Source organism: Glycocaulis sp., from assembly GCF_050485565.1.
Lineage (GTDB): Bacteria > Pseudomonadota > Alphaproteobacteria > Caulobacterales > Maricaulaceae > Glycocaulis.
Genome location: NZ_JBJHBQ010000007.1, coordinates 179623 through 194512, shown reverse-complemented (window position 1 = coordinate 194512; position 14890 = coordinate 179623). Strand labels below are relative to the sequence as shown.

The 14890-nt window shown below is 64.7% G+C and carries 14 protein-coding genes and 1 other RNA gene; all 15 read left to right on the top strand.

Annotation, left to right across the window (positions count from 1 at the left end):
- The first annotated feature begins 89 nt into the window (after positions 1 to 89).
- Positions 90 to 791 (top strand): TerB family tellurite resistance protein, encoded by a 702-nt coding sequence (locus ACQ5ID_RS09870; RefSeq protein WP_371393601.1) that lies wholly within the window; start codon positions 90 to 92, stop codon positions 789 to 791.
- Positions 792 to 982: 191 nt separating this feature from the next.
- Entirely contained in the window at positions 983 to 1264 is a 282-nt protein-coding gene (locus ACQ5ID_RS09865) for a hypothetical protein (RefSeq protein WP_429912281.1), read from the top strand.
- A gap of 77 nt (positions 1265 to 1341) precedes the next feature.
- The gene (locus tag ACQ5ID_RS09860; protein WP_429912280.1) at positions 1342 to 2253 is read left to right on the top strand and encodes a DMT family transporter; all 912 of its coding nucleotides are present in this window, start codon (positions 1342 to 1344) and stop codon (positions 2251 to 2253) included.
- Entirely contained in the window at positions 2250 to 2930 is a 681-nt protein-coding gene (locus ACQ5ID_RS09855) for an N-acetylmuramoyl-L-alanine amidase (protein WP_429912279.1), read from the top strand. The genes ACQ5ID_RS09860 and ACQ5ID_RS09855 overlap by 4 nt, the downstream gene beginning before the upstream one ends.
- A 32-nt stretch (positions 2931 to 2962) precedes the next feature.
- An RNA gene (gene rnpB / locus ACQ5ID_RS09850) (RNase P RNA component class A) lies at positions 2963 to 3373 on the top strand.
- A gap of 228 nt (positions 3374 to 3601) precedes the next feature.
- Entirely contained in the window at positions 3602 to 4063 is a 462-nt protein-coding gene (locus ACQ5ID_RS09845; RefSeq protein WP_429912278.1) for a division/cell wall cluster transcriptional repressor MraZ, read from the top strand.
- Positions 4063 to 5058, top strand: a complete 996-nt coding sequence (gene rsmH, locus ACQ5ID_RS09840; protein WP_429912284.1) for a 16S rRNA (cytosine(1402)-N(4))-methyltransferase RsmH — start codon at positions 4063 to 4065, stop codon at positions 5056 to 5058. The genes ACQ5ID_RS09845 and rsmH overlap by 1 nt, the downstream gene beginning before the upstream one ends.
- Entirely contained in the window at positions 5055 to 5411 is a 357-nt protein-coding gene (gene ftsL / locus ACQ5ID_RS09835; protein ID WP_429912277.1) for a cell division protein FtsL, read from the top strand. The genes rsmH and ftsL overlap by 4 nt, the downstream gene beginning before the upstream one ends.
- Positions 5408 to 7219, top strand: a complete 1812-nt coding sequence (locus ACQ5ID_RS09830; RefSeq protein WP_429912276.1) for a peptidoglycan D,D-transpeptidase FtsI family protein — start codon at positions 5408 to 5410, stop codon at positions 7217 to 7219. The genes ftsL and ACQ5ID_RS09830 overlap by 4 nt, the downstream gene beginning before the upstream one ends.
- Positions 7216 to 8694, top strand: a complete 1479-nt coding sequence (locus ACQ5ID_RS09825; protein WP_429912275.1) for a UDP-N-acetylmuramoyl-L-alanyl-D-glutamate--2,6-diaminopimelate ligase — start codon at positions 7216 to 7218, stop codon at positions 8692 to 8694. The genes ACQ5ID_RS09830 and ACQ5ID_RS09825 overlap by 4 nt, the downstream gene beginning before the upstream one ends.
- On the top strand, positions 8691 to 10100 hold the full coding sequence (locus ACQ5ID_RS09820) for a UDP-N-acetylmuramoyl-tripeptide--D-alanyl-D-alanine ligase (RefSeq protein ID WP_429912273.1): 1410 nt from the start codon (positions 8691 to 8693) through the stop codon (positions 10098 to 10100). The genes ACQ5ID_RS09825 and ACQ5ID_RS09820 overlap by 4 nt, the downstream gene beginning before the upstream one ends.
- Positions 10101 to 10105: 5 nt before the next feature.
- The gene (gene mraY, locus ACQ5ID_RS09815) at positions 10106 to 11206 is read left to right on the top strand and encodes a phospho-N-acetylmuramoyl-pentapeptide-transferase (RefSeq protein ID WP_429912272.1); all 1101 of its coding nucleotides are present in this window, start codon (positions 10106 to 10108) and stop codon (positions 11204 to 11206) included.
- A 10-nt stretch (positions 11207 to 11216) separates the two neighbouring features.
- Complete coding sequence (gene murD, locus ACQ5ID_RS09810) at positions 11217 to 12632, top strand: UDP-N-acetylmuramoyl-L-alanine--D-glutamate ligase (protein ID WP_429912271.1); 1416 nt, start codon at positions 11217 to 11219, stop codon at positions 12630 to 12632.
- Entirely contained in the window at positions 12629 to 13777 is a 1149-nt protein-coding gene (locus ACQ5ID_RS09805) for an FtsW/RodA/SpoVE family cell cycle protein (protein ID WP_429912270.1), read from the top strand. The genes murD and ACQ5ID_RS09805 overlap by 4 nt, the downstream gene beginning before the upstream one ends.
- Positions 13774 to 14871, top strand: a complete 1098-nt coding sequence (gene murG / locus ACQ5ID_RS09800) for an undecaprenyldiphospho-muramoylpentapeptide beta-N-acetylglucosaminyltransferase (RefSeq protein WP_429912269.1) — start codon at positions 13774 to 13776, stop codon at positions 14869 to 14871. The genes ACQ5ID_RS09805 and murG overlap by 4 nt, the downstream gene beginning before the upstream one ends.
- Positions 14872 to 14890 lie beyond the last annotated feature (19 nt).

The following is a 14890-nucleotide window of genomic DNA, read 5'->3' as shown; positions in this document are numbered from 1 at the left end:
CACGATCTATCCAGATCTCCCACATTGCGGTGCTGTCTGCGCCCATTTGCCTCTTCCGTTTGCCGGTTTTGCGGTGCAGATAAGCGCGCATGAGCGTCTGGCGCAAACTCGCAGAGCTGATTACCGGCCCCGCCGACCCGTTCGCCTGCCCGGAGGGTGATTGTCCGCCGGGGCACCGGGTGGATGATGCCGAGTTTGCGATGGCCCTGATCGGGCTGGGCGCGAAGATGGCCAAGGCCGATGGCGAGGTCACCCATGACGAGGTGGCCGCCTTCCGCCAGGTCTTGCGCGCGCCCTCAGGCTTTGAGGCTTCGCTGATGCGCGCCTTCAATCTGGCCAAGCAGACAACGCTGGGGTTTGAGGGGTATGCGCGCCGGCTAGCGCGGCGCTTCCGCGCGCATCCGGCGATTCTGGAAGACGTGCTCGATGGGCTATTTCACATCGCCAAGGCCGATGGCCGCGTGACGGCCGAAGAGATGGAATACCTCCATTCGGTCTCGGGGATTTTCGGATTCTCCGACAGCGAGTTTGACCGCATCCGGGCCGGTCATGGCGCGCTGGACGGGGAAGACCCCTATCTGGTGCTGGGGGTGGACCGCTCGATCGAGGATGGTGATCTGAAGCGGGCCTACCGGCGCATCGCCTCGCAGAATCACCCGGACCGGCTGATGGCGCGCGGCGCGCCGCTGGAGCTGCAACGGCTTGCGGACGAGAAAATGGCTGTTATCAACGCCGCCTATCAGAAAATCCTCGTCGAGCGGGGACTGAAACCGTCAGCCTTGTCTGCCTGAGCTGTCCTTTGAGGCCATGACCCGCCACCCATCAGGCCCAGTGGCTAGGCAGGCTGGCAGGAACGGATTCGCCGCAGCGTGCATTAAATCTGTGTGAGAGATGGCCCGTTACCATTGACGCGGCCGGTTAAACCCCCAACTCTAGCCGGACCGGCAGGGTCACTCTTGAGCCGATGACGCGGGAGACACTGATGACACAGCAACCGGCATTCAATTCCGACGCCGCCGTGCAGGCTCTGCGAGCGGTTCTTGCTGCGATTATCGCTGCAGCTTTCATCGGTCTTGTTGTGCTGCTGGCAGCTGTGCTCACGGCTGCGGCCTTTGTGATCGCAGGGCTCGCGGTTCTCGGCGCAGGTGCCTGGTGGGTCTACCGCAAGGTGCGTGGCGGCCGGAAGACGGACAGCTCGGTGCTGGTCGCGCGCCGTGGCCCGCACGGCTGGACAGTGGACGGCACCAGCACCCCGCGCGGCTGAACTGCCCGCTGCCAACGGTAACACTTCGCCCGGTTTCGTGACTTGAAGCGCTGTCTCATGGCGGCTACAGCGCGCCCATGAGTCCGCGCCATTTCGCCCTTCTTTTTGCTGTCTGCCTGGTCTGGGGCGTCAATTTCGTCGTCGCGAAATGGTCGGTCTCCGGTACGCCGGACATTCTGCCCGGTTTTGAGGGCGTGCCGCCGCTCTTCTTCGCCTTCATCCGCTTTGCGCTGCTCTATGCAATGCTGGCGCCCTGGCTCTTGCCGGTGCCGAAGAAAATCGGGCCGGTCATCGGGGCCGGGCTTGGCATGGGCGCGATCCAGTTCGCTCTCCTGTTTGTCGGCCTGCACTACGCCACGCCGTCTTCCATCGCGATCGTGGTGCAGCTCTCGGTGCCCTTCACCACCATCCTCTCCGTCATGTTTCTGAAGGAGAAGGTGGGCTGGGTGCGTGCCTCCGGCATGGGCATGGCGTTCGCGGGCGCCTCTCTGGTGGTGCTCAAACCTGCCGAGATCAGCTTCACCGTGGGATTGCTGGCAGGCGTTGGCGCGGCCATGGCGGCGGCGGCCGGCTCGATCTTTGTCAAGCGCGTGGAGCTGACCACTATCCCCTTACAGGCGTGGATCGGACTGTTTTCCTGGCCGCCTTTGCTGATTGCCAGCCTGATATTCGAGCGCGGCCAGATAGAGGCGATGCTGGCGGGCGGCTGGCTGCTGATTGCGACGCTGATCTTCACCGTGGTGGTGGTGAACATATTCGGTCATGGCGCTTTCTACTGGCTTTTGCGCCGCTATGACGCCTCGCTGATCGCGCCGATGACGCTGATGGCTCCGCTGATCGGGGTCATTTCAGGCGTTGTGTTGCTGGGCGATCCGGTGAGCTGGCAGCTCGTGGCTGGCGGGCTGATCGCGATTGGCGGCGTGGCCCTTGTGGCTGCGCGCAGGTCCAGCACCCTGCCGCCTGAAACAGTGATACAAAAACCGCGATGACGCTGATCCACCGCCCTTCGCCGAATTTCAACGACCGCGCCTTGCCGGTCTCCATGCTGGTTCTGCACTACACAGGTATGGAGACCGGCAGGGCCGCGATTGACCGGCTGGCTGACCCGGACGCCAAGGTTTCCGCCCATTACGTGGTGGCGGAAGATGGCAGCGTCATCGCCATGGTCGATGAGGCAAAGCGTGCCTGGCATGCAGGCTTAAGCTATTGGCGCGGTATTACCGACATCAATTCAGCCTCCATCGGCATGGAGATCGTCAATGGCGGGCATGATTTCGGCCTGCCGGACTATCCGCCTGCGCAGATCGACGCCGTGATAGCGCTATCGCGCGCGATTATCGCACGCCACGCCATTGCGCCCGTGAATGTGGTGGGCCACAGCGATATTGCGCCGGGCCGCAAGATCGATCCGGGCGAAAAGTTTCCCTGGGAGAGGCTGGCGCGCGAAGGCGTGGGGCTGTGGCCGGATGGGGTGGTGCCTGCGAAGCCTGATGAGGCGCGCGCAGCGGGCCTCCTCAACGCTATCGGCTATAACCCTGAACTTGCGCTTGGCGTCGTGCTGACAGAGTTCCAGCGCCGCTACCGGCCTTCGCGCCTTGATGGCGTGCTGGATGATGAGACGATGGGCCTGATCGAGGCGCTGGCGGGGAAAGGCCCGCCCGCTTGACCTTTGCCCGCCGAAAGCCGACTTAACACCCGTCAGGCGGCCGGGCAGCCGCTTCCGTCCAGTGCCGAAAGGCGGGCGGGAGAGGAAAGTCCGGGCTCCATGGAGGCAGGGTGCCGGGGAAATCCCGGCGGGCCGGGGGTGAAGCCCCGGTTCAGGGATAGCGCCGCAGAAATCAGACCGCCGGGCCTTCGTGTCCGGCAAGGGTGAAACGGTGGGGTAAGAGCCCACCGCCCCGACCGCAAGGAAGGGGGCACGGCAAGCCCCACCCGGAGCAAGACCGAATAGGGACGGGCGTCCGCTTCGCGCGGGCAGGTGCGCCTCCGCATTCCGTCCGGGTAGGTCGCTGGAGGTGGCGCGCAAGCGCCATCCAAGAGGAATGGCTGCCGCTTCTTTCCATATCGGAAAGAATGGCACAGAACCCGGCTTACAGGCCGCCTGACGCTTCAATTTCCTGCGAAATTCCAAACAGCGCGTGCGGCGTTAATCAATTGTTCTTTGTCTGTTCTGTTTTGCTGCGCCGCAATGTGTTGCGCCTTTACTTGGCCGCGCCTGTAAAAACAGTGCTGGAGACTGGTTTCGGCATTGTTTCCCATCGTTTCCCATGATATCCCATCAATTAACCACATCGGGGAGCATGTCGCTATGTGGGAAGCCGGGGAGCGCCGCAGGAGATGTTTTTCTCCACCACTACCAACGGGATAGATGCCAAGGGACGGGTTTCCGTCCCGGCCGATTTCCGTGCCGTGGTGTCGGCCGAGCGCTTCGGCGGCATTTATGTCTGGTGTTCGTTTAACGGTCCGTTCCTGGAAGGGGGCGGCGAGGCGCTGATGGCCGAGATGGCCGCAGCCATTGATGCCATGGACCCGTATGACGATGCCCGTACCGCGTTTGAGCGCGTAATCTTTGGCGGCGCGCGTCCGCTCTCCTTTGACCAGACCGGCCGCATCTCCCTGCCGCGCGAATTTATCAGTCATGCGGGCCTTGATGCGAAGGCGACCTTTGTCGGCATGGGCCGCCGCTTCGAGGTCTGGTCACCGGAAGCACACGCAGAGCGCCATGCCCGTGATCTCAGCTTTGCGCGCGACAACAAGGCCGCGCTGCGCCGCCCTGCCCACCGGCCGGAGGGCGGATGATGGCGCATATCCCGGTCCTTCTTGATGAGGTGATGACGGCCATCCGCCCGCGCGAGGGCGGGCTTTATGTGGATGGCACGCTGGGCGGCGGGGGCTATGCCCGCGCGGTGCTGGCGGTGCAGGGCGCGCGCCTGATCGGCATTGACCGAGATCCAGAAGCGGCCAAGGCCGCCGCCGCGCTGCGCAAGGCTTTCCCCGATACATTTGCGTTCCAGTCCGGTGCATTCTCGCTGATGGAGCAGATCGTCGAGCTGTCGGGCAGCGATGGTGTCGACGGCGTGATGCTCGATCTGGGTGTGTCGTCGATGCAGATCGACGAGGCAGAGCGCGGCTTCTCCTTCCAGAAGGACGGCCCGCTGGACATGCGCATGGCGCGTTCGGGCCCCAGCGCTGCGGACGCCGTCAATCATCTGGACGCTGACGAGCTGGCCGCGATCTTCAAAATCTATGGCGAGGAGCGCCATGCCCGCCGCGCGGCGCGCGCCATTGTCGCGGACCGGGCTGAAAAGCCGTTTGAGACCACGCTGGAGCTGGCTTCCTTGATGGCGCGGGTAATCGGAGGCAAGCCGGGGCGTATTCACCCGGCTACGCGCGTGTTTCAGGGTCTGCGCATTTACGTCAATGACGAGCTGGGCGAGCTGATCCGCGCGCTCGGCGCTGCAGAGCGCATACTGAAGCCCACTGGCGTGCTGGCGGTTGTCACCTTCCATTCGCTCGAAGACCGGATCGTGAAGACGTTCCTGCGCGCCCGCGCGGGGCTGACCTCGCAAGGCTCGCGTCATGCGCCGCAAGTGAAGGCCGGGCCTGCGCCCAGCTTCTCGCTTCTCACGCGCAAGGCCATCGAGCCGTCTGAAGCGGAAATTGCCGCCAATGCGCGTGCGCGCTCCTCGCGTCTGCGTGCGGGCGTGCGTACCACCCATCCTGCCTGGCCTGCCGAAGATGACGGCCTGCCCGGCGTTCCCCCTTACAGCCGCCTTCTGGAGTGTGTCGCATGATACGCCTCTTCTTCTTTTTCGGCATTCTGGGCAGCATGGTCCTTCTGGGCGCGCTTTACGTGGCCAAGGCCGAAACCGACGCGGCGCAGGCGCGCCTCGCCAGTCTTCAGGTCGAGCTGGCCCGGGAGCGCTCGCGCATCAACACGCTGACGGCCAATATCGCGCATCTGGAAGACCCCGAGCAGCTGCGCGCCCTGGCCCGCACCCATCTGGGGTTTGAGCCGGTACAGTCTGCGCAGGAATTGTCGCTGGCCGAGCTGGCGCAGGTGCGCGCCGAGGCCGAGCGCATGGCGCCGCAAACGGCGCAGGCCAGCTGGCAGGCCAACACCCCACGTATACGAGGACGTCAATGACAGGCTGGCTGGCGCGTCTGTTTGGCAGGGTCCGCATCCGGCGTTCGCGCGCCGGGCTGGCACCTGTACGCGGCGACGGGCCGGCCGGATTTGATGTCAACGCGACCATCCGTCTGGAAGATGAGGCTGGGCAGGCCCTTGGGCGCACGCGCTTGCGGCTGGGCTTTATCGGCGTTCTGGTCGGTGCCGGTTTTCTTCTTGCTGCAGGGCGCGCGGTAGAGCTGGCGATCACCGGCGAGTTTGCAGAGGCCGCGCCCGTGCGCGTGGCGCAAGCCCCCATCCAGCGCGGCGAGATCGTGGACCGCAATGGCCAGATTCTCGCCAGCAATCTCGATTTCCACTCTGTCTTCGCTGATCCGCGTCAGGTCTGGGATCCGGTTGAGACCGCGCAGGCCCTGCGCACCGTGCTGCCCCACCTGAATGCGGAAACCCTGCAGCGTGATCTCTCATCCAATCGCAATTTCGTCTGGATAGAGCGCGGGCTTGGTCCGCGCGAGCGTCAGGCCATTCACATGCTGGGCCTGCCGGGGATCGGTTTCCGGGTGGAGCCGGGGCGGGTCTATCCGCGCCGCCGCCTCGCCGCGCATCTGGTTGGCTATACAGATCGCGATCTGGCCGGTCTTGCCGGGGCCGAGCGCGCCTTCAATGACGAGCTGAATGACGGCTCGGGCCGTCCGGTAAGCCTGTCCATCCATCTGGGCGCGCAGGACGCGCTGGAGACGGTCCTGCGCGAGCGCATGGAGCGCTATTCGGCGCAGGGCGCGATGGCGGTGCTGATGCGCGTGGGGACCGGCGAGATCATCGCTCTGGCTTCCCTGCCCGATTTCGATCCCAACCGGGCGGGCAGCGAACCTGCGGAAAACCGCTTCAACCGCACGGTTCAGGGCGTCTACGAGCTCGGCTCGATATTCAAACCGCTGACCCTCGCGGCGGGTATCGAGGCCGGCCTGGTGCGCCTTGATGACACGTTTGATGCGCGCGCGCCGATCGCCATCGGGTCTCACCGTATCCGCGATTTCCGGCCACAGGCGCGCATTCTCACCGCGCGCGAGGTCATCATTCATTCGTCCAATATCGGCTCTGCCCGGATGGCTGAGCACATTGGCGACGAGGTGCTGACCAGCTTCTTCGGCGAGCTTGGCCTTTGGGAGCGTCCGCCGCTGGAGATCATTGAAGGCCAGAACCCGATCCTGCCTGCACGCTGGGGGCGCGCCGAGCTGATGACGGCCTCCTATGGCCACGGCTTCAACGTGTCGCCTGTCGCGGCGGCAGCCGCCTATGCCGCGCTTGCCAATGACGGCATCTACACCCCGCCCACACTGCGCCCCGTTGGTCCCACTGACATCGTGCCGCAAATTCCGGTGATGAGTTCGGCCACGGCCGCTCAGGTGCTGGGCGTGATGCGCGCGGCTGTGGCAGGCGGTCAGGCCGATCGCGAGGGCCTTGCCATCGCCGGCAAGACCGGCACCGCCCAGCGCATCGTCAATGGCCGCTATCAGGTGGGCAATGTGCTGACCAGCTTTGTCGGTATCTTCCCCTTTGACGAGCCGCAATATGTGCTGGTGGTCAGCCTCGATCAGCCGCGTCCCATCCGTGAGACGCACGGCTTCAACACGGCTGGCTGGAACGCGGCTCCGACGGGCGGCGAGATCATCGAGCGCGTCGCGCCGGTACTGGGCGTGGGCCGCCGCGAGGCCGATCCCGGCGCGCGTGTGCAGACGGTCGCGCGCATGTTTGTGCCGCGCACGCCGGTACGGGCCGGGCCGGAAGAGCCTGTCGAGCTGGCTGCAAGCGGGAATGAACCATGAGCGCGGGCCGCAAGCTGGCTGACATTCTGCCGGACGGCGTGACCGTGCCGGACAGCGCGCGTGGTCTGGCCATTACCGGGCTGGCGCTGGACAGCCGGGCGGTGAAGCCCGGCTTTGTCTTTGCCGCTCTTCCCGGCGTGACGACGCATGGCAATGCCTTCATCAAGGCAGCGGTGGAGGCGGGCGCGGTAGCTGTTCTGGCCGAGCGTGGCACGTCTGCGCCCGTTCCCGTCATCGAGGCGGATGATCCGCGCCTCGCCCTGGCGCACATGGCGGCGCGCTTTTCTCCGGCCCAGCCGAAATACATCGCGGCCATCACCGGCACCAACGGCAAAAGCTCCACGGTCGAATTTCTGCGCCAGATCTGGCAGGCGGCAGGCCATGAGGCGGCAGCTTTGGGTACGCTGGGCGTGACGCGCAGCTCCGGGCGCACCGATGTGGGCTACACCACGCCGGATGCCATTGCCCTGCACGCTGCGCTCGACGCGCTGAGCCATGAGGGCGTCACGCATCTGGCCATGGAGGCGTCTAGCCACGGGCTGAAGCAGCGGCGCATGGATGGCGCGAAAATCGCGCTGGCAGGCTTTTCCAACCTTACCCAGGACCATCTCGATTATCACCCGGATTTCGAGGACTATTTCGCCTCCAAGATGCGCCTGTTCGATGAGCTGCTGCCCGAAGGCGCGCCGGCCGTCATCACGGTGGACAGCGAATGGGGCGAGGCGGTGGTGCGCCGCGCCGAGGCGCGCCACCAGCAGATTGTCACCGTCGGCTGGAATGGACGCGATATCCAGTTGAAGGAAATCACACCCCATGCCGCCTTCCAGCATGTGCGCTTTGTCCATGCGGGCAAGGAGCATGTCCTGACCCTGCCGCTCATGGGCGAGTTTCAGGCCAGCAACGCGTTTCAGGCGGCCGGCATGGCGATAGCCAGCGGGGTTGATGCCGATACCGTGTTTTCTGCGCTGGAAAACCTGAAAGGCGTGGCGGGGCGTCTGGAACTTGTCGGGGAGACCGCTGAGGGCGCGCCTGTTCTCATCGATTACGCTCACACGCCCGATGGCCTCGACAAGCTCCTGCGGGCGGCGCGTCCGCATACGGCAGGCCGGGTGATTGTGGTGTTTGGGGCAGGCGGGGACCGCGATCCGACCAAGCGCGAGAAGATGGGCGCCATCGCGGCGAAACTCGCCGACCGGGTGATTGTCACCGATGATAATCCGCGTTCTGAAGACCCGGCCCTCATCCGCAAGGCGATTCTGAAAGGCGCAGCCGATGCCGAAGAGATCGGCGACCGCGAGACGGCCATCTTCACCGCCATCAAGGCACTTGAAGCAGGCGACACGCTGCTGCTGGCGGGCAAGGGCCATGAGACCGGCCAGACCATCAAGGGCGTGGTCCATCCTTTTGACGATGGCGAGGTGGCGCGGCGCGCTCTCGCTGCCAGGGCAGGCAAGACCGGGGAGCGGGGGCAATGACCGGGCCTTTATGGACCGCAAAAGAAGCTGCCGCCGCTACGGGTGGACGGCTGGTGGGAGGCGATAGCTGGCAGGCATCAGGCGTCTCCATTGATACGCGTTCCCTGGAAGCGGGGGATGTGTTCGTGGCACTGGCAGATCAGCGCGACGGGCATGATTTCGTACCGGCTGCCGAAAAGGCAGGGGCAGCCGCCTCCATCGTGTCGCGCGAGGATGCAGGCACAGGCGCGCGCCTTGTCGTGCCGGACGTGCTCGAGGCCCTGCAGCGCCTCGGCGTCGCGGCGCGAGAGCGCAGCAAGGCTGTACGCGTTGGCGTCACCGGCTCGGTTGGCAAGACATCGGTGAAGGAAGCCATTGCGGCGGTGTTCCGCGCCAGCGGCCCTGCGCACTGGAGCGTCAAATCCTACAATAATCACTGGGGCGTGCCGCTGACCCTGGCGCGCATGCCGCAAGACACCGCGCGCGGCGTGTTCGAGATGGGCATGAACCATGCTGGCGAGATCGCGGCCCTGACCACGCAGGTCCAGCCCCATATCGCGCTCATCACCCGCATTGCGCCCGCGCATCTGGAAAATCTCGGCTCGATGGAAGCCATTGCCGATGCCAAGGCGGAGATATTTGCAGGACTGACAGGCGATGGCGTGGCGATCATTCCGGCAGATTGCGAGTATGCGCCCCGGCTATCCGCCCGCGTGAACGAGAGCGGCGCGGCATTCCTGTTCGAGTTTGGCAAGGCCCGGCACGCTGCGGTGCGCATCCTGTCATGGGACCAGCAGGCGGCATCCGGGCGTGGGCGTTTCGATGTGCTGGGCCGCACGGTTGATATTTCCATCCCGGCACCGGGCGAGCATCAGGCCCACAACGCTGCTGCCGTGATGGCGGCCTGCGTGGCTGCCGGGATTGATAGCGCGCAGGTTGCCGATGTACTGGCTGGAATGGAAGCCCAGGCCGGGCGCGGCGCGAGCTTCCTTATCGAGCTGGATGGCGGCAGCGCGCGCATCATTGATGACAGCTATAATGCCAATCCGGTGTCGATGGCTTCCGCGATTGCCACGCTCGCCCTCCATAAGCCCGAAGGCAAAGGCCGGCGCATCGCGGTGCTGGGCGAGATGCTGGAGATTGGCGAGAGCGCCCCGGAGCGCCACCGCGAACTGGTAGCGCCGCTGGCTGATGCCGGTGTGTCTGCGGTCATTGGCGTTGGCGCGATGATGGAGCATCTGGTGTCCGCGCTTCCCGGATCGGTGAAGGGTGCGATGGCCGCATCCCCGGCGGATGCCACCAAGCGGCTGGCGGACATGCTGTGTCCCGGCGATGTGGTGCTCATCAAGGGCTCGAACGGTTCGGGCGTTCATAAAGTAGTCGCAAGTTTGCGAAACGGTGCCGTCAACGCGGTCATCAAAGGCTGATTTTCATGCTCTATTTCCTGTTTTCCCAGTTCGCTTCCGAGATCGCCCTGTTCAACGTGGTGAATTATCTGACTTTCCGCACTGGCGCGGGCCTGATGACGGCCTTCATCGTTGCGATCATCATCGGTAAGCCCTTCATCGGCTGGCTCAAAACCAAGGGCTCCCAGCCGATTCGCGATGACGGGCCGGAAACCCATGTGCTGACCAAGGCTGGCACGCCCACCATGGGCGGTTTCATCATCCTGATCGGCATACTGGCGGGAACCCTGCTGTGGGCGGACCTCTCCAACCCCTATATCTGGGTCGTGCTGCTGGTCACGGCAGGCTTTGGCGGCATCGGCTTTCTCGATGACTGGCGCAAGGTGACCAAGCGCTCCTCGGCGGGCATTTCGGGCAAGATGAAGCTTGCCCTCCAGTCGGTTGTCGCGCTCATCGCGGTGTTCTGGATGACAGAGCTGCTCTCCTCGGCCCCGAACGTGCCTGAAGGCTTTGCCACCTCGATTGCCGTGCCCTTCTTCAAGGAAGTGCTGATCCCCTTAAGCTATGGCTTTTTCCTGTTCGGCCTGATCGTGATCGTGGGCGCATCGAACGCGGTGAACATCACTGACGGGCTGGACGGCCTGGCTATCGTGCCGGTGATGATCGCGGCGGCTTCGTTCGGCTTCATCGCCTATTTCGTCGGCTCGGCGGTCTATTCCAACTATCTGTTCCTGAATTTCACCCCCGGCACCGGGGAGCTCGCGGTTATCTGCGGGACGATCCTTGGCGCGGGCCTTGGCTTCCTGTGGTATAATGCGCCGCCCGCAATGGTGTTCATGGGCGATACCGGATCGCTGTCGCTGGGCGGTGCGCTCGGCACGATTGCCGTGGCGGTAAAGCACGAGATCGTGCTGGCCATTATTGGCGGCCTGTTCGTGCTTGAGGCGCTCTCTGTGATGATCCAGGTGGCGAGCTTCAAGCTGACGGGAAAACGCGTTTTCCGCATGGCACCCATCCATCACCATTTTGAGAAAATGGGCTGGGCGGAGCCGACCATTGTCATCCGCTTCTGGATCATTGCCGTAGTGCTCGCCCTTATCGGCCTGTCCACGCTCAAGCTGAGGTAGTTCTTCCCCCATGATCCCCGTTACCGCCTACAAGGGACGCCGCGTGGCGGTGTTCGGCCTTGGCCGCACCGGGATCAATGCTGCGCGGGCCCTGCTGGCAGGCGGGGCGGAGGTGTCCGCCTGGGACGACAGCGAAGCCGCACGCGAGAACGCCATCAAGGCCGGGCTGGAGCTGGATGATCTCAACCGGCGTGACTGGGGGGATATGGCCGTTCTGGTGCTGTCTCCTGGTATACCGCTGACCCATCCGGCGCCTCACCGCATGGTCTCGCTGGCCCGCGCGGTTGGTGCGCCGGTGATCGGGGATGTGGAGTTGTTCGCGCAGGCCATTGCCGATACGCCCGGTGTCACAGTCATCGGTGTTACCGGCACGAACGGCAAATCCACCACCACGGCGCTGATCGGCCATATCCTGAAAAGCGCAGGGCGCGATGTGCGCGTGGGCGGTAATATCGGGGATGCGGTGCTGGGCCTCGAACCGCCGCGTCCGGGCGCGATCTACGTGCTTGAGCTGTCTTCCTACCAGCTTGACCTGATCGAAAGCCTGCGCTGCCGGGTCGCGGTGTTTTTGAACCTCACGCCGGACCATATCGACCGGCACGGTGATATTGATGGCTACCGTCTGGCCAAGGAGCGCATTTTCGCCAATCAGCGCGACGGCGATACGGCGATTGTCGGCGTGGATGATGAACCCAGCCGCAGCGTGTGTACGCGCCTGAAATCGCGCGCCGGTCTCAATGTCATTCCGGTGTCCAGCCAGAGGCTGGTATCGTTCGGCGTCTATGCGCTGGCCGGCAAGCTTTATGACGAGACGGCCAGCGGCGGCGGTGCGCGCACGGTCATGGAGTTGCACCGCGCACAGGCGCTTCCCGGTTCGCACAATGCCCAGAATGCCGCCGCAGCTTATGCCGCCGTGCGGGCGCTTGGGGTCAGCATTTCCGATGCGGTGGCGGGCATTGCCAGCTTTCCCGGTCTGCCCCACCGGCAGGAGCGCGTGGGCGAGGCGGGCTCGCTTCTCTTCATCAACGATTCCAAGGCCACCAACGCCGAGGCGGCGGCGCAGGCGCTGGGCTGCTATCACGACATATTCTGGATCGCAGGCGGGCAGGCCAAGTCCGGCGGGATTGAAAGCCTGCATCCCTACTTCCGGCGCGTCCGCAAAGCCTATCTGATCGGGCAGGATGCGGCCCTCCTTCGCAAGCAGCTGGGCGGGGCCGTACCCCATGACATGTCCGGCACGCTGGAGCGTGCCCTGCAGAACGCGGCCATGGACGCGGCTGAAAGCGGATATCGCCGGCCTGTTGTGCTGCTGTCTCCGGCCTGCGCCTCGTTTGACCAGTTCAAGAGCTATGAGCATCGCGGCGACACATTCCGCGCTCTGGTGAAAGATCTTCTGGAGCGGGCAACCAAGGGAGATGCGGCATGAACACGGCAAGCCGCAGCGGACTGGCGCGCCTGTGGTTCGGTCTGGACCGCACCTTGCTGTTCACCGTCACCGGGTTGATCGTGGTTGGCGTGACGCTGTCCATGGCGGCAAGCCCGAGCGCGGCGGAGCGCATCAGCCCCGGTGAGCCCTTCTACTATCTCTACCGGCACATCTTTTTTGCCGTGCTTTCGGTGGTGCTGATGCTGGGGATAGCCGCACTTAGCCCGCGCGGCGCGCGCCGTCTGGCCGGGCTGGCGCTGGTGGGCAGCTTTCTGGCGCTCATTATCGTAGCCCTTGTGGGCCATGAGGTGAACGGCGCCACGCGCTGGCTGCGCTTTGGCAGTTTCTCGCTGCAGCCTTCGGAGTTCTTCAAGCCCGCCTTCATCGTGATAACCGCCTGGCTGTTCTCCGAGGAGAGCAAGGGCGCGCCCGTACCCGGACGCCTCGTGGCGGCGGGCATTTATGTGCTGGCCATATGCTTCCTCATAGCCCAGCCCGATTTTGGCCAGTCCATCCTGCTGACGGGCATATTTGCCGCCATGCTGTGGGCGGCGGGGCTGTCCATCCTGCATACGATGCTTCTGGGCAGTGTGGCGATTGGCGGCGCGGCGGGGGCCTATTTCTTCCTCGGCCATGTGCGTGACCGGGTGGCCGCCTTCCTCGCGCCCGCTTCGAGCAGCGGCCCGACCCAGACTGATATGGCCGTCGGCGCGATCACGCGCGGGGGCTTTACCGGCGTCGGGCCGGGTGAGGGCGAGATAAAGCGCCATCTGCCCGAAGCCCACACCGATTTCGTGTTTTCGGTCGCCGCCGAGGAATTTGGCCTGGCGGCCTCGCTCGCCATTATTGGCCTGTTCGCCATATTGTTTGCACGGGCCTGGTCGCGCTCCATGCGCCTGTCGGACAATTTCGCCCAGCTGGCCGTAGCCGGTCTTGCGCTGATGTTTGGCGGGCAGGCGCTCATCAATATTCTGGTCAATCTGGAACTGGCGCCGGCCAAGGGCATGACCCTGCCCTTCGTGTCCTATGGCGGCTCGTCCATGCTGTCTCTGGCGTTTGCGGCCGGTCTGTTGCTGGCGCTGACCAAGCGCACGCCGGGGGCCTATCTGCCAGAGCGCAGCAGCACGCGGCTGGTGCCGGCATGAGCGCCCCCCGGCTTCTCATCGCCGCTGGAGGGACTGGCGGACACATCTTCCCAGCGCGCGCCGTGGCCGAGACCCTGCGTGATGCCGGATGGCAGATACGCCTTGTCACCGATCAGCGCGGCATGCGCCACGCCACGGGTTTTCCCTGCGAAGGCGTGGACCAGATCGAGGCGGCAACGCCGTTTGTGAAGAATCCGGGACTGGCGGCAGGCAATACGCTGAAACTGGCAAGAGGCTTTGCCAGCACGGGGCGCATCATTGCCGGGTTCAAGCCTGACCTGATTGCCGGATTTGGCGGCTATCCCGCCTTTCCCGCTTTGGCCCATGCCCGGCTTAAACGCATACCCTTCGTCATCCATGAGCAGAATGCCGTGCTGGGCCGGGTAAACCGGGTGTTTGCCGGCAATGCGTTCGCGGTCGCGTCCGGGTTTGACCGGCTGGACCGCCTGCCCCGCAAATCCCGCCATGTGGTCACCGGCAATCCGGTACGCAGCGCCATTCTTGCGGGCGGGCGCACGCCCTATGCTGCGCCGCAAGGCGATGGGCCGGTCCGGCTGCTGGTCATTGGCGGATCGCTGGGCGCGCGCATACTGTCCGTCGGCGTACCTGAAACGATTGCGGGCCTGCCAGAAGGTTTGCGCGCGCGCCTTGAAGTGACGCAGCAGACCCGCGCCGAGCAGATTGAGGCTTCGCGCCGCATCTATGCCGAGGCGGGCGTGCAGGCCCATTGCGAGCCCTTCTTTGAGGATATGGGGCCGCTTTACGCAGCGGCGCATCTGGTAATCTCGCGCTCTGGCGCGTCCAGCGTGTCGGAGATTGCGGCGCTGGGCCGTCCGTCCTTGCTGGTGCCGCTGGAGATCGCCGCAGACGATCACCAGCGCGCCAACGCGATGAGCCTGGCGCAGGCTGGCGGTGCGCAGATCATCACCGAGGACGAGATCGCTGCAGGCGCGCTGCGGGCGCGGCTTGAAACCCTGCTTGGCGATGGCGAAGCTCTGGCAAGTATGGCCGAGGCCGCCCTGCAGGCAGGCAAGCCGGATGCGCATTTGCGTCTGGCATCGCTCCTGCAGGAGGCGGCGAACGCGCGCACCTGACACAGACTTTTCAAGGACA

Excerpts from the sequence above, each read along its gene's own strand:
- murG (WP_429912269.1), top strand. The coding sequence starts at position 13,774 with ATGAGCGCCCCCCGGCTTCTCATCGCCGCTGGAGGGACTGGCGGACAC.
- ACQ5ID_RS09830 (WP_429912276.1), top strand. The coding sequence starts at position 5,408 with ATGACAGGCTGGCTGGCGCGTCTGTTTGGCAGGGTCCGCATCCGGCGT.
- mraY (WP_429912272.1), top strand. The coding sequence starts at position 10,106 with ATGCTCTATTTCCTGTTTTCCCAGTTCGCTTCCGAGATCGCCCTGTTC.
- ACQ5ID_RS09870 (WP_371393601.1), top strand. The coding sequence starts at position 90 with ATGAGCGTCTGGCGCAAACTCGCAGAGCTGATTACCGGCCCCGCCGAC.
- ACQ5ID_RS09855 (WP_429912279.1), top strand. The coding sequence starts at position 2,250 with ATGACGCTGATCCACCGCCCTTCGCCGAATTTCAACGACCGCGCCTTG.
- ACQ5ID_RS09860 (WP_429912280.1), top strand. The coding sequence starts at position 1,342 with ATGAGTCCGCGCCATTTCGCCCTTCTTTTTGCTGTCTGCCTGGTCTGG.
- ACQ5ID_RS09845 (WP_429912278.1), top strand. The coding sequence starts at position 3,602 with ATGTTTTTCTCCACCACTACCAACGGGATAGATGCCAAGGGACGGGTT.
- ACQ5ID_RS09825 (WP_429912275.1), top strand. The coding sequence starts at position 7,216 with ATGAGCGCGGGCCGCAAGCTGGCTGACATTCTGCCGGACGGCGTGACC.
- ACQ5ID_RS09820 (WP_429912273.1), top strand. The coding sequence starts at position 8,691 with ATGACCGGGCCTTTATGGACCGCAAAAGAAGCTGCCGCCGCTACGGGT.
- rsmH (WP_429912284.1), top strand. The coding sequence starts at position 4,063 with ATGGCGCATATCCCGGTCCTTCTTGATGAGGTGATGACGGCCATCCGC.
- ACQ5ID_RS09805 (WP_429912270.1), top strand. The coding sequence starts at position 12,629 with ATGAACACGGCAAGCCGCAGCGGACTGGCGCGCCTGTGGTTCGGTCTG.
- ACQ5ID_RS09865 (WP_429912281.1), top strand. The coding sequence starts at position 983 with ATGACACAGCAACCGGCATTCAATTCCGACGCCGCCGTGCAGGCTCTG.
- murD (WP_429912271.1), top strand. The coding sequence starts at position 11,217 with ATGATCCCCGTTACCGCCTACAAGGGACGCCGCGTGGCGGTGTTCGGC.
- ftsL (WP_429912277.1), top strand. The coding sequence starts at position 5,055 with ATGATACGCCTCTTCTTCTTTTTCGGCATTCTGGGCAGCATGGTCCTT.